At 34.8% G+C, this 14,516-nt stretch carries 11 protein-coding genes, 1 tRNA gene and 1 pseudogene; 10 read left to right on the top strand and 3 right to left on the bottom strand.

Going from position 1 to position 14,516, the window contains the following annotated elements; all coding sequences use genetic code 11:
* The first annotated feature begins 1 nt into the window (after nt 1).
* The 5 genes and pseudogenes from DFQ05_RS09150 to DFQ05_RS13830 form a co-directional block, all read left to right on the top strand.
* Nucleotides 2-1,204, top strand: coding sequence for a hypothetical protein (locus DFQ05_RS09150; RefSeq protein WP_132705075.1), 1,203 nt, complete (start codon nt 2-4; stop codon nt 1,202-1,204).
* Nucleotides 1,197-1,709: a hypothetical protein gene (locus DFQ05_RS09145; protein ID WP_132705074.1), complete on the top strand. Its 513-nt coding sequence runs from the start codon at nt 1,197-1,199 to the stop codon at nt 1,707-1,709. The genes DFQ05_RS09150 and DFQ05_RS09145 overlap by 8 nt, the downstream gene beginning before the upstream one ends.
* A gap of 142 nt (nt 1,710-1,851) precedes the next feature.
* Nucleotides 1,852-2,355, top strand: a complete 504-nt coding sequence (locus DFQ05_RS09140) for a hypothetical protein (RefSeq protein WP_132705073.1) — start codon at nt 1,852-1,854, stop codon at nt 2,353-2,355.
* A 62-nt stretch (nt 2,356-2,417) separates the two neighbouring features.
* Nucleotides 2,418-3,398 (top strand): hypothetical protein, encoded by a 981-nt coding sequence (locus tag DFQ05_RS09135; RefSeq protein ID WP_132705072.1) that lies wholly within the window; start codon nt 2,418-2,420, stop codon nt 3,396-3,398.
* A gap of 204 nt (nt 3,399-3,602) precedes the next feature.
* Nucleotides 3,603-4,373, top strand: a pseudogene (locus DFQ05_RS13830) (recombinase family protein); the annotation flags it as partial.
* 733 nt (nt 4,374-5,106) lie between these two features.
* Here DFQ05_RS13830 and DFQ05_RS09125 read toward each other — a convergent pair.
* Nucleotides 5,107-5,191: transfer RNA gene (locus tag DFQ05_RS09125), tRNA-Leu, on the bottom strand.
* Nucleotides 5,192-5,334: 143 nt separating this feature from the next.
* On the opposite strand from DFQ05_RS09125, the gene DFQ05_RS09120 reads away from it, so the two are divergent.
* The 3 genes from DFQ05_RS09120 to pth all read left to right on the top strand — a co-directional run bounded on the left by DFQ05_RS09120 (nt 5,335) and on the right by pth (nt 7,728).
* Entirely contained in the window at nt 5,335-6,276 is a 942-nt protein-coding gene (locus DFQ05_RS09120) for a ribose-phosphate pyrophosphokinase (RefSeq protein WP_132705071.1), read from the top strand.
* Between the two features lie 112 nt (nt 6,277-6,388).
* Nucleotides 6,389-7,033: a 50S ribosomal protein L25/general stress protein Ctc gene (locus DFQ05_RS09115; RefSeq protein WP_132705070.1), complete on the top strand. Its 645-nt coding sequence runs from the start codon at nt 6,389-6,391 to the stop codon at nt 7,031-7,033.
* Nucleotides 7,034-7,161: 128 nt separating this feature from the next.
* Nucleotides 7,162-7,728 (top strand): aminoacyl-tRNA hydrolase, encoded by a 567-nt coding sequence (gene pth, locus DFQ05_RS09110; protein ID WP_132705069.1) that lies wholly within the window; start codon nt 7,162-7,164, stop codon nt 7,726-7,728.
* Nucleotides 7,729-7,785: 57 nt separating this feature from the next.
* Here the strand turns inward: pth and DFQ05_RS09105 are convergent, their stop codons facing one another.
* Entirely contained in the window at nt 7,786-8,676 is an 891-nt protein-coding gene (locus tag DFQ05_RS09105) for a PorP/SprF family type IX secretion system membrane protein (protein ID WP_132705068.1), read from the bottom strand.
* 30 nt (nt 8,677-8,706) lie between these two features.
* Nucleotides 8,707-11,985, bottom strand: coding sequence for a thrombospondin type 3 repeat-containing protein (locus DFQ05_RS13765; protein ID WP_132705067.1), 3,279 nt, complete (start codon nt 11,983-11,985; stop codon nt 8,707-8,709).
* A gap of 226 nt (nt 11,986-12,211) precedes the next feature.
* On the opposite strand from DFQ05_RS13765, the gene DFQ05_RS09095 reads away from it, so the two are divergent.
* On the top strand, nt 12,212-13,129 hold the full coding sequence (locus DFQ05_RS09095) for a bifunctional riboflavin kinase/FAD synthetase (protein WP_132705066.1): 918 nt from the start codon (nt 12,212-12,214) through the stop codon (nt 13,127-13,129).
* Nucleotides 13,122-14,429 carry an HTTM domain-containing protein gene (locus DFQ05_RS09090; RefSeq protein ID WP_132705065.1) on the top strand — a complete coding sequence of 436 codons (1,308 nt, stop codon included), beginning with the start codon at nt 13,122-13,124 and terminating at the stop codon, nt 14,427-14,429. The genes DFQ05_RS09095 and DFQ05_RS09090 overlap by 8 nt, the downstream gene beginning before the upstream one ends.
* The last annotated feature ends 87 nt before the right edge of the window (nt 14,430-14,516 follow it).

The following is a 14,516-nucleotide window of genomic DNA, read 5'->3' as shown; positions in this document are numbered from 1 at the left end:
AATGTTTAATAGATTACTAAAATATCTGACCTATGGTAATACCTTTTGTGGTGTAGAGTATAACCACTTTCAAAGTCAGGATATTATTTATGCAACAGTTTTAAAGCGAAGTAAAAATGAACTTGTTGAGGATGCATTTATCTCATCAAGCTCGCTTAAAGATTTATCATCAAAACTACCGAATCAGAAACATATTTATTTAATTGTTAATTCTGAAAAAATATTAACCAAAACCATCTCAGGCGAAAAGCGTGATGCGCTAAAACTAGTTTACAAAGCCTTTCCAAATATTACTGTAGATGACTTTTATTTTGAAGTTTTATATCAAAATAATATGCACTTTGTGTCTTTATGCCGTAAAGATTATGTGGATGGTATTATTTCTGAATTTTCAGAATATAAGTTTAATATCATCGGTTTTTCTTTAGGACATAGTTCACTCGGTATTTTACAAGAGTATTTAAAGACCAATACCATTTACAGTTCTAATTCTAAAATTACTAGTGATAACAATGGTATATTATCAATTGAACCGAGTAGTGCTAATTCAGAACAATATAATATCAATGGCATAACCTTAGATAATAGTTATCTATTATCTTTTTCGGGAGCGTTGCAAAGTTATTTTGGCATTGAGGATGAGAATGGTAATATAAATTCCAAGATAGAAGAGCTTGTTGATGACTATAAGCAAACGCAATTCTATAATCAGTTTCTAAAGTTTGCGGGGTTATTTATATTGGCGGGTCTACTTATTAACTTTTTATTTTTTAACCATTATTTTAATAAAGCTAATGAGTTAGAACAATTATCTGAGTTAAATGAGGCAACAAAAACCAGAATCTTAAATCTTAATGCATCTGTGTCTAAGAAACAAAAGATGGTTGATGATATTTTAAAAAATAATTCATCCAAATCATCTTATTATACTGATCGCATCATCAAAGAACTTCCCAAAAGTATTTTGCTATTAGAATTTAATTATCAACCTATTCTAAAGCGAATAAGCAAAGAAAAACCTATTGAAATAGACACTGATGTTATCGAAGTCTCAGGTACTTCAAATGATAGTGCAGCTTTTTCTAATTGGATTAGTGAATTGGAAAAGTATGGATGGATTCAATCTGTGGATATCCTCCAATACGGCTCTCAAAGCTCAAGAACGCAAGATTTTGTAATTAAAATCAGTTTGAATAATGACTAAGAAGCAAAAAAATATAGCTCTTGTAGTTGGCTTTTTCTTGGCACTTATCATTTGTTACCAGTTTGCTTTATCAAATACCTTAGAACAGAGGAAGCGATACAATGCGTTACAATTAGAATCTAAAGTTTTTGAAAATAGCCCTAAGCAATTATCTATACTTAATCAAAAGGAAACCTATTACGACTCTCTTTTAGAAGAATACCAATTAGATGATTCGTCTTTGCAAAACAATCTTTTGAAAACCATCAATACCTTTGCAGAGGAAAATCATATTAAAGTCATTAACTTTTTAGAACCTCATATTTCCCAAAAGAATGAGCTCACGATTAAGACGTATCAGTTTGTTCTTGAAGGTGATTATAACTCCATTAATAAGCTCATCTTTAAATTAGAGCTAGACACTAAATTCGGAGAAATTATTAATCTACATTTTGAAAAAAAGAAAAACTTTAAAACGGGTAGATTTTATCTACAGGCTAAGGTTCTCTTAAGGAGTTTTGAATAAGGCTTGATTATTTATTCTTGTAATACTATTGCTTGTTATTCCAATAACAATCCATGAAATTATAATTATACAATAAAACAAATTTCGAAAATTCCTGAAAAATTGTTTATTTTTACGTCAAACTAACGTTTATTATACGATTATGGACACTAAATACTACATTTGTAATTATTGTTATCAAGAATATATTCCCAAAAGAAGGCATCATCAAAAGTATTGTTCGAACAGTTGTCGGTCTAAAGCTTATCATATTCGTCAACGAAATAATAATAATAATAATAATAATGAACCAGCAACAGCTACTGATGCCGGAGATGTAACAAAGGATTTAGTAAAGGCTCAGGAAAATTCAATTACTCAAAAAGACACTAAACCAAACAAAACTGAAGCGATTAGTGCCGCTGGTGTTGGTAATGCGGCTATAGGGGCCTTAACAGCAGATATTTTTAAGGCTATAGTAATCAATAAAGAGGATAGGCCTGTTACCTTAAAAGATATTAAAGCGTTACTTGGTGCTAAAAAACGTTATTACAAAGTCAATAACCTTCCCATGCGATTAGATAATACTCATCCCATATTTGACACTGAAACAGGCGAAGTTTTATACGTATCCTTATTCGAATCTCTTCAATTGTTAAATTCTTAGACAAGGCGTATTTGTTTTTCTAATTTTTGTTAATTAGATTTGTTACATTAAGTACATACTTTATGAATTTTGCGCTTTTTAGTAAACTATATCCCAACCTTCATCTGAATCTTATTCCATTGAAGAAGCTTGGTGTTCCGTCTCGCGTCTTTAATAACTGGCGAGAGAAAGGGCTAATAGACTATGAGCATACGTTTAGTTTACATGATAAGATACACAAGGTTAAGCGTAAAAACATACGACTCAACCTCCATCAGGCTATGTGGGTACTGATGATTAAAGAACTACGTGCACTCAATCTGGACTTAGGTACCATTAAGCAAATTAATAAACAACTATTTGCAACATTAGACCCTCAAGAAATGGTTAATCATTTTAAAGAGCAGGGTTTAAATACTATAAATGAACTATTTCCTGAGGGTGACCGTCACTATTTCAGTGAATTTTTTAATGATGCTTCGCTGTTCGAAAAAGAACTTTTAAGCCAGTTTAAGTTTAATCCGAATGATTTTACGCTCATGGCCTCTACCATTCAACAAATTTTACTTTTTGGTCATTCTCCGTTTTTAATATTGGTAAAAGCTCCAATGTCCGATACATTTATGATTGATATTTATAACCCTTCTTTTGAGTACAGCATTAGCTCTGAACATAAAAGTAATTATGCTGTTGAATTTGTGAAGGGTCTTAGTGAGAATAGTAGTCTTAGTATACCTCTTAGACCTCTTTTTAGTTCGTTTCTTAATGATGGTGAGCTTGATAAATATTCTGAAGATTTTGGGTTATTGACTAAAGAAGAAATTCAGCTTCTAGATATTATTAAAGATGGTGACTTTACAAAAATTATAATTCACAAAAGTCCTAACAACACATTGACTATTGAAAAAAATAATCAAGCAGACTTTAGAGGTCAAAAAGTGAGGGACTTAAAAAAGATGCTCGGTCTTAATGAATACAGTCGTGTAGAGGTTGTGCATCGTAACAATGACCACTTAGTAGTTAACAATAAAACAAAATATAAAATAGACCTAGGCAAACCCTAGCTCTTAACTTTCCAAAAGCCTCGAAACAGGTTGCGTAAATCTCTTTCTGGCACACTTTGGAACTCATGTCAATTCATGAACTAAAACAAATTTTAAATCAAGACAACCAACACCCGTTAAGGGAGACAGAATTAAAAGAACTAATGACAATCTTGGAGCTATTTGCAGAAATTGGCTTCCAATCCCTATTGAACTCAATGCGTAATGAATAATGTTGTATTATATGTAAGAGTGTCTACTGACGAACAAGCCGACAAAGGTTTTTCGCTGAGAGACCAAGAGCAAAAATTACTAAGTTATTGTGACAGTAAAAATCTAAACGTTCTTAAACTATTTAGGGAAGACCATTCTGCTAAATCTTTTAATCGTCCTGAGTTTAAGAAATTAATGAGCTTCTGCTCTACCAAAAGTAATAAAGTAGATGGTTTATTGTTCATCAAATGGGACCGATTCTCGCGCAATACAACTGAATCCTACAACAAGATTTCTCAATTTAATGCCCTTGGTATTACGGTTAATGCGATTGAGCAGCCTTTGGATTTAACCATACCTGAACAGGGACTTATGTTAGCGGTGTACTTATCCATGCCTGAAGTGGAAAATCATAGAAGGTCACTCAATATTAAATCGGGTATGCGTCGTGCCTTTAAAGAGGGTCGCTATGTAGCGTCTCCGCCTCGAGGTTACGATATGGGTCGTGACAGTGCTAAGAAACCTATTCTTGTGCCTAATGAAGATTCTCCTTTCATTAAACTTGCTTTCGAGCTTTTAGCAACTGGTAATTACACTCAAAAAGATGTGATTGATGAATTAAAACGTCGAGGATATAGTATAAGTAAATCTGCTTTAGGACGGGTTATTAGAAACCCGCTTTATCATGGGGAAATTCATCTGGAGGCTTACGGTGAAGAAAAAGCAATTGTTATTAAAGCTATTCATGAACCTTTAGTTGATAGCTACTTATTTCATAAGGTGCAACAGGTACTATTTGGGAATAAAAAGCAACTTGGCGTTAGTCACAAAAAATTGAATGTCAATTTCCCGCTTAAAGGTTTTGTTACTTGTCCTAAGTGCAATACTGCTCTTCTAGCAAGTTCGTCTAAGGGGCGTTCTAAATATTATTCGTATTACCACTGTAAATCCCCTTGTAATACACGATATAAAACAGAAGATGTTCATGCGTGGTTTGATATGTTTCTTGCGAGTATATCGCTTAAACCTCAAATGCAGGAAATAGTTCACCGTCTAATTGAGTCTAAACTCAAGTCTATAGAAAAGTCTAAAAGCTTGTCCCCTAAACATTATGAGAAACGTGAGGCTTTAAAAGCTAAAATCATTAAACTGCAAGATTTATACATTGATGGAAATCTTGATAAATCGGATTACTTACAGGCGAAAAGCAGATATGAATCTCAGCTTTTTGAGCTCAAATTGGTTGAGGAACAAAACAAGAAAAACTCTGAATTATCAAAGCTGTATAAAAATGGACTTAAGAAATTAGAAAGTTTCGATAATCAGTTCAAAAACAGTCCAATTGAGCTAAAAAGACAGCTCCTTGGTTCGATGTTTCCTAAAAAATTTCAATTTGAAGAAAATAGAGTTCGAACCGCTGATATAAATCCGCTTTTGAATACTATTATCAATGTTAACAAGGTGTCCAAAGGGTATAAAAAAAGGGACAAATCAAAAAAACAAGATTTGTCCCAGTTGGTACTCAAGGTGGGAATCGAACCCACACTTCCGAAGAAACTGGATTTTGAATCCAGCGCGTCTACCAATTCCGCCACTTGAGCATCTTTAAGGAATGCAAAAATAGAAAATAATTTCTCTCAATCAATTAAAAATACTATGTTTTATGTTTTCCGCTGGCCAAATATTTTTCTAAATTTGAAAACATTTTACAACGTCTTACAAACTAACACAACACCACCAGAAGATGCCTTACGATACCACAGAAGCTAAAATATTTACGTGTACCCAAAGTAGATATTTAGCAGAGCAAATAGCTAATGCCTATGGCGTAAAATTGGGAAACGTGATTACCTCGAGATATAGTGATGGGGAGTTTCAGCCATCATATGAAGAATCCATCAGGGGAAATCGGATTTTCATCATTGGATCTACACATCCAGGACCAGAAAATTTAATGGAAATGCTCTTAATGATTGATGCCGCCAAACGTGCCTCAGCAAGACATATTACAGCAGTGTTACCATATTTTGGTTGGGCTAGACAAGACAGAAAAGATAAACCAAGAGTACCAATTGCTGCCAAATTAGTTGCTAAAATGTTAGAGGCAGCCGGTGCAACTCGCATTATTACTATGGATCTACATGCGGATCAAATACAAGGTTTTTTTGAAAAACCAGTGGACCACCTGTTTGCTTCAACAATCTTTTTACCATATTTAAAATCATTAAATCTGGATAATCTAACTATTGCTTCGCCGGATATGGGAGGTTCTAAAAGAGCATATGCCTATTCAAAAGCTCTAGAAAGTGATGTAGTAATATGTTACAAACAACGCGCAAAGGCCAACGTTATATCCCACATGGAATTAATAGGAAATGTCACAGGGAAAAATGTAGTTTTAGTTGATGATATGGTAGATACAGCGGGAACTCTGACCAAGGCGGCTGATTTAATGATGGAAAGAGGTGCGTTAAGTGTTAGAGCAATTTGTACACATCCTATTCTATCTGGTGGAGCCTATGAAAAACTTAAAAATTCTAAATTAGAAGAGTTAATTGTAACAGATTCCATACCACTAACTCAAGAATCTCCGAAAATAAGAGTTCTGACTTGTGCTGATTTATTTGCAGAAGTAATGCAAAACGTCCATTACAACAAATCAATAAGTTCTAAGTTTATAATGTAGACTCTATTTAGTTTATTTTTTATCAGCAAAGACGGTAATCTCATAATATATTACTACATTTGCAGCCCTCAAAAAGGGGAAATTAAATAATATTAAACAATAAACTTTTAAAATGAAATCAATTACAATTAATGGACTTCAAAGAGAAAGCGTGGGTAAAACATCAACAAAAGCCTTACGTAATGCTGGTCAAGTTCCTTGCGTAGTATACGGAGGAGACAAGCCATTGCATTTCTCTGCACCAGAATTGGCATTCTCTAAACTTGTATACACACCAGACGCACATACAGTTGTGATTGCCCTAGATAATGGCGAAACTTACAATGCGGTAATGCAGGATATTCAGTTTCACCCAGTAACAGACAGAATCTTACACATTGACTTCTATCAAATTTTTGAAAACAAGGAAATTACGATGGAAATTCCTGTAAAAACTGTCGGTACCTCAAGAGGCGTTTTAAATGGTGGAAACTTAAGAGTTCCTTACAGAAAGTTAAGAGTTAAGGCTATTCCATCTAAATTACCGGAATTTATAGAAATAGATATTACACCTTTAAAAATTGGAAGTAAGTTTTATATTTCTCAATTAAAAAATGATGACTATAAGCTACTTCATCCAGACAACGTTGTTGTTTGTCAAGTAAGACGTAGTAGATTAGCAGTTGTAGATGTAGAAGACGAAGATGAAGAAGTAGATGCAGAAAATACTGAAGAAACAACTACGGATGCAGCAGCAACTGAAGCAAGTCAAGAATAAATAATACTTATATTTATGTCATAAAAAGCATTCTGTTAATCAGGATGCTTTTTTATTTTTGAATAAACAATAAGACTATGCTAAAATGGTTGACGACCCTTTTTAAATCTAAAGAAAAAATTGACCCAATGAAAAAATTCTTAATTGTTGGTTTAGGTAATATTGGTGAAAAGTACGCAAACACTAGGCACAATATTGGTTTTAAAATTGTAGATAATTACATTAATGATAAAGAAATTAGGTTTAAAACTGAAAAGCTAGGCGATGTCACCTATTATAAAATTAAGGGGAGAACATTAGTCTTTTTAAAGCCTAATACTTTTATGAATCTAAGTGGCAAAGCCATAAAATACTGGTTAACTAAAGAAAAAGTGCCAATAGAAAACTTATTAGTTATCACAGATGATTTAAACTTACCATTTGGAACTTTAAGACTAAAAACTAAGGGCAGCGACGGAGGGCATAATGGTCTAAAGGACACACAAGAAAAATTACAAACCACCAACTATAATCGGCTGCGTTTTGGAATTAGTGATGATTTCTCTAAAGGAAGACAAGTCGATTATGTGCTAGGCGATTGGACAGAAGAGGAGAATATTAAACTAAAAGAACGATTAACCATGTGTAATAAAATCATTGAGTCTTTTGTGTTATCAGGCCCAAACATTACAATGAGTACTTACAATGGGAAATAAAAAAAGCCGCTTTAAAAGCGGCTTTTTATTTAAAAATATTAGATAAAATCTTTTTTCCTAAAAGGTGAAGCGTACCATCACTTCATGAGTTCCATCATTCGAGTCATTTAATACCTGTCTAGAGGAACCCTCATAAGCATAGCCCAAATCCATCCAATCTGAAAGATTAAACATCATAGTGCCTGCCCAACCACCGTCTGTTCGATACATTGGAGCTAGTTCGAAACGCTCGTTGTATCTGAAAGCAGCCGTTAAGTCTGCCGACAGAGGAGAACCACTCACGGCTCTTACCATTGTAGAAGGTCTGAACTCCCAGTCGGAAGAGATATCAAAATTGTATCCTCCAGATAGGTAAAAATGAGTTTTTTCATTAACCGTCGTTACTACTCCATCACTGTTCAAATTCACCCTTTCATTCAGTAATATTGAAGGGATGGATAAGGAAATGAAATATTTGTCATGTACTAAATATGCTCCGGCTCCAATAATAGGTCTAAACCCATTATCAATATTTCCTTGAGCTGGATCAGGAGGAAAACCATTTATAGACAAATCACTACTTATAAAATTATAGACACTTCCACCACCCTTAAGGCCTAAGAATACATCTGTAGTTTCATTTAACTGTAACTTATACGAAAAGTCAATTACAAATGAAGTGTTTTCATTAGCAAAAACATCGTCATTTACAATACTTAGTCCTAAACCAACCTTATCATTTAAAGAGGTTTCAAAGAACAAGGTCTGAGTTTCAGGAGCATCTTCTATATTAATCCACTGACTTCTAAAATTAGCCGTTAATCTTGATACACCATCAGCCCCAGCATAGGCTGGGTTGATAGCGTTCATTGTATATCTGTAAAGGGCATAGTTGGGCTGTTGTTGAGCATATATTGCTCCAAAGAACAACAGCACACCGATTTTTATTGAGTTTTTTAGAAAATTCATTGTATTGATTTAATTTTAAAATTATACTTCTTAGAAAATGATAACAAGCCATCCATCGATGATTGTTTCTCCAGTTCCCCCTTGGTCTAGGACATAGTAGTAGGATCCAGCAGGTAGTAGTTTACCTCCAGGTCCAGTTCCAGCCCAGTTGTTACCATAATTATCAGAAGCAAAAACTTCGTTACCCCATCTACTGTAAACTTTGACTTTTGTGCCGGGGAATCTGTTTATCCCTATAATTGTCCAAGTATCGTTTACAGAATCTCCGTTTGGAGATATAATATCATTAGCATAAATGTTATCACAAACATCACCAATACCATTTAAATCGATATCTTCTTGCCCCGAGTTCGCTGTAAACTGGCAGTTATCATCTTCGTCTAATACACCATCATTATCATCATCTGGATCACAAACATCACCTTCTCCATCTCCGTCATTATCAGCTTGATCTGGATTGAATCCGAACTGGCAGTTGTCATTAACATCTAAGACACCGTCATTATCATCATCATCATCACACAGGTCACCTGCTCCATCTCCATCATTATCTGCCTGATCAGGATTATAGATAAGTACACAATTATCAACATCATTTAGTACACCATCTCCATCGTAATCTGTTAAATCTCTTAGGCCGCAAATTTCCATTGAAAAATTATTAATAGAACCACCGTCACCATCAAACATGTCAACTACGACCAAGGTCCATATACCTCTTGAAAAAGTACCATTAAACGTAGACAATGGCTCATCTGGTGCAAAAACACCTGAAAACGGCCCTGTACCAGCACCAATAGGGGTGTCAGAATCATCATCGAAAACAGTTCCTGTATAATTATCAGAAGTACCACCATTCTCAAAAGATAACCAAATAAAATCGGCTCCTGAAGGTTCAATAAGTGCAATTCTTAAATCACTATTCCAAGTATGTGAAATATCAACAGATACATTAATATCTTCAATTATAAAATTATCTTCTATGAATAATTCCGTGAAATATAATTGAGGTTCGTCTTGATCTTCTAATATTGTTATCGGTAAGTCGTCTGCTAATCCAAAATTACATATCTCATCACAAGCTTCTCCTATGCCATTATTATCTAAATCAGCTTGATCAGCATTGGCAGTTTCAGGACAGTTATCATCCGTATTTAAAACACCATCTCCATCGATATCATCATCACATAAATCTCCAATATCGTCACCGTCAATATCTGATTGATCAGTATTTACTATATCTGGACAATTATCAGTATCATCAGGAATACCATCTCCATCTGCGTCTGGTAATGGAACACCACATACTTCAATAGACCAGCTATTTATTGTACCCGTATCTCCAGTAAAATTATCAACAGCTGTTAATATCCATGTTCCTGTTGCAATTTGTCCATTAAGAGTAGACAAATCACCATCCGGAGCAAAAGTGCCAGTGAACGGTGGTGAAGCAGAGTTAATTGAATCAGGTGCATCACTATCAAAAACAGTATTTGTGTAGTCATCTCCAGAACCTCCAATATTATTCGCTAAAATAACATCAGTTCCATCTGGAGCCGTTAATACTAATCTTAAATCTGAAACCCAAGTATGAGAGATATCAACCGTAACGTTTACATCTGTTATAGACGTTGCTGCAATCACAAGCAATTCTGACTCTGCAGGAGGACCATCCGCAGGTCCAAAAAAACCAAAACCATCTGGAATAGCGACAGGTGTATCAGTAGAGTTAAAATTATCACACTGAATGTTTCCTGTTGTAAAGCTTGCTGTTAAGTACGAGCCTGTTCCGCAGTCATTCACAGATCTAACTCTCCAAAAATATTGAGTTGTAGACATTAAAACTGCTTCAAACTCTGGTCTGTCTGGAACACCTGAAGCTACAATATTTGTAAATCCAGCATCAGTAGCGATATCTACCTCATAAGCAGCAGCATTAGCATCTTCGCTCCACTCTAAAGTTGCTGTAGGATTAGCATCGATAGCTCCGTCCGCCGGTGTCACAGCAGTTAACGCTGCAAAATTTGTATCATATACACTTAAAGAAGCTCCAGAAGGAACAACATCATTACCATCAGTCGCTTCGATTAGAATTGAATAGGTATCAACGGTTGCACCGCCTAAATTACTTATTGTCAACGTTACTGCCGTTCCATCAGCTGTTACTGAATTAGGACTAAATGTTGCAGTTGCTCCTGAAGGTAAACCAGAGGCAGAAAATGTAACTGGCGACGTAAATGCTGGATCAACAAGCGTGTAAGTTAAATCAATAGTTGCTGAGTCAGTTGTACACACATCTTGTGCTTGACTACCAGCATCCACACTTACAATAAATGGGAAAGGAGGTTGCTGTAGTGTATCTCTTGGACCACCTGGTTCTAATGTGGCTCTCATTCTGTTTTTCTGACCTTCAGTAAATAATCCCATACAAGCATCGTCACTGTAGTCCATATAATTTTCAACCATATCTACTGAGCCACATGACACTGAACCTGTTTGACATCCACCATTAGATGCATCAGACTCTGGCGTATCATCTACAAAATCGTCTGCTCCACATGGACCATCACCCCAAATATGTCTTAAGTTGAAGAAATGTCCCATTTCATGAGTAGTAGTTCTTCCTTTATCAAAGGGAGCCGATAAAACGAAGCTTCCGTCATCATCATCAGAAGAACCAAAGAAATTATATCCCATTACGATACCATCTGTAGATGGGTCTCCTCCAGGGAATTGAGCAAATCCTAATAACCCTCCAGAAAAGTTCACTGTCCAGAAATTAAAATATAAAGACGTATCCCAAGGGTCTTTTCCACCAGCTGCCGTGCTCTTCATAGTGTCTTCAAAACCAAAAGAGGTAATATCCGTTTGCGTTCTAGTAATACCATTGGTAGGGTTTCCATCTGGATCTATTTGTGCCAAATAAAATTCGATTTCCATATCAGCAGCTTGAGGCCACTGATTTGCCTGAATATCCGCAAACTCAACATTGAGTCCTCTAAAATCCTTGTTTATCACATCTATCTGTGATTGGATTTGAGCATCACTAATGTTTTGTGCATCTGTATTGTAAACGACATGAACAACAACAGGTACATAAAGAATACCGTCCATACGCTGCACGCTAGGGTCGTTATTTGCTCTAAGTCTTGTACGCTCTTCTAGCCTTGCTAAATTCTCTGCGTGACTAGGATTGTTTTGCAACTGCTGTTCTAACAATTCGGCCGATGCACAAATTCTTTCCTGTGCAAACATCGACGTCGTTACTAAGAAAAAAGCAGCTACTAAATAGTAAAGATTTTTTTTCATTTGAAGTGAGTTTAATTAATGTAAAAAAGCCTCTCCGAAAATAAAGTATTTTATTTTCCGAAAGACGAAATCTATTTGGTTAAGTTAAAAAAGAGTTTAAATATGTTAGTTAAGTGGTTTAAATGTAGTTTTTTTGTCATAAGGATTCAATAATGGATTATTAAATTAGCATCAAATTTATACTTTTTTTTTACATTTCCTTAACAAATTCCGAATATTTCTACCAATGTCAATAAATAAGGGTCATTTCGCTAAAACTTTAACAATTGGAACCTTTGACGGTGTGCATATTGGCCATCAAAAAATCTTAAAAAAGGTAACTAAACTATCAAAAAGCAAAAATCTAATACCTAGCGTTTTAACTTTTTTCCCTCATCCTAGAATGGTACTTCACCAAGATAATACTATTAAATTATTGAATACCATTTCTGAACGTCGCTATCTTTTAGAAAAATTTGGGATTGATTTAATTTGTGTAAAAACCTTTACGAAAGAGTTTGCTAATCTTTCCGCAGAAGATTATGTGAAAAACATTTTAGTTGACGAGCTGAATACTAAAGTTGTTGTCATAGGTTACGACCACCATTTTGGTAAAAATCGGAGCGCCAACATAAACGATTTGAAAAAATTTGCCAAAATTTTAGATTTTGAAATTGAAGAAATCTCTGCAGAGGATATATCCCAAGTCACTGTAAGCTCTACCAAAATCAGAAAAGCCTTGCACGATGGCAATGTTTCTCTTGCCAATACGTATTTAGGATATAATTACTTTTTAACAGGAAAAATAGTTAGAGGTCATAGCATTGGTAGAACCATAGATTTTCCTACTGCTAATATTTATATTGAAGAAGACTATAAATTAATCCCAAAGGATGGCGTTTATGTTGTAAAAGCTAAAATTGAAGGAAAACAAGTATTTGGAATGATGAATATTGGATCTAATCCTACTATAAAAAATAAACCGCGCTCCATAGAGGTTCATTTTTTCGATTTTGAGAAAAACATTTACGGACATCAGGTAGTTATAGAAATGCTTACTAGATTAAGAGACGAGCATAAGTTTGAAAGTATAGAGGCGCTTAAATCGCAGCTAAAACAGGATAGAATTGAAGCCTTAAATTATGTCAATGCTTTAAATGACTAGTTTTCTCTTTAGACATATCGACAATTCTATGTTAATCGTATTTAGGATATGTTTCGGGCTACTGTGTTTTTTAGAATCTGTAGGTGCAATTCTTACAGGATGGGTTAAACGCACACTTATCGAACCACAATTTACGTTCAACTTTATAGGTTTTGATTGGTTGCAACCACTCCCTAGTACTTGGATGTATGTCTTCTACATAGTCATGGGTATTTTTGGCTTATTAATTATGATAGGTTACAAATACCGATTTAGCGCTTTACTGTTTGCTTTGATGTGGAGTGCTACCTATTTTATGCAAAAATCCTCCTACAACAACCACTACTATTTGTTGTTTTTACTCAGTTTTATTATGGTAATTCTACCTGCGCACCATTATGCTTCGGTAGATGCAAAGCTAAATCCAAAACTTAAACAAATATCAATGCCTAGTTGGTGTAGATGGGCAATTATATTCCAACTATTTATCGTCTACACGTATGCCTCCGTTGCAAAACTTTATCCCGATTGGCTCAATGCCTCGGTAATAAAGCTTTTAATGCAAGGAAAATCACATTTCCCGATTGTGGGTAGCATTTTACAAAATGAATTTGTTCATTATTTCATTGCCTATTCAGGAATTATATTCGATGGACTAATCATTCCGCTCCTACTGTTTAAGCCAACTCGGAAATATGCGTTTTTCGCCTCGATATTCTTTCATCTATTTAATTCATTTATTTTCCATATTGGTATATTCCCCTATTTATCACTAGCATTCTGTCTTTTCTTTTTCGAACCTAAAACGGTAAGAAATCTGTTCTTAAAGAAAAAAGAACTTTACATTCTTAATGAAATAAAAAAACCAAAGTATTCTAAAACTCTGGTAGCCGTACTCAGCATTTACTTTGTAATTCAAATTGCATTGCCTTTGCGGCACCATTTTATCGAAGACGATGTGCTTTGGACAGAAGAAGGACATAGGTTGTCATGGCGAATGATGCTAAGAGCTAAAAGTGGAAGCATTCACTTTAGAGTTGTTGACCAATCTAACAACACCATCATACCCATTAAGCTTAACGAGTACCTTACCAAAAAGCAGCAACGCAATTTAAAAACCAAGCCCGACTTTATTTGGCAATTTTCGCAACGTTTAAAGAAGAAGTTTGAAAATGAAGGAAAGTCCGTTGCCATATATGTAACGTCGTTTGTAAGCGTTAACGGAAAGTCATCCAAACGATTAATAAATCCAGAAGTTGATATGGCAAAAGCCCAATGGAATTATTTTGGACATAACGATTGGATTTTGCCTTCAAAATAGAGGTGCTTTTGTTTTACCTAGAACAAATTCTTTTTACTTTTGCTGCCTAAAAATTAATGCACTACGCTGTGCTAGAAAATAAGTAAT

It is taken from the genome of Winogradskyella wandonensis (assembly GCF_004346845.1).
GTDB classification, from domain to species: domain Bacteria; phylum Bacteroidota; class Bacteroidia; order Flavobacteriales; family Flavobacteriaceae; genus Winogradskyella; species Winogradskyella wandonensis.
This window is presented reverse-complemented; position numbering and strand designations above follow the sequence as displayed.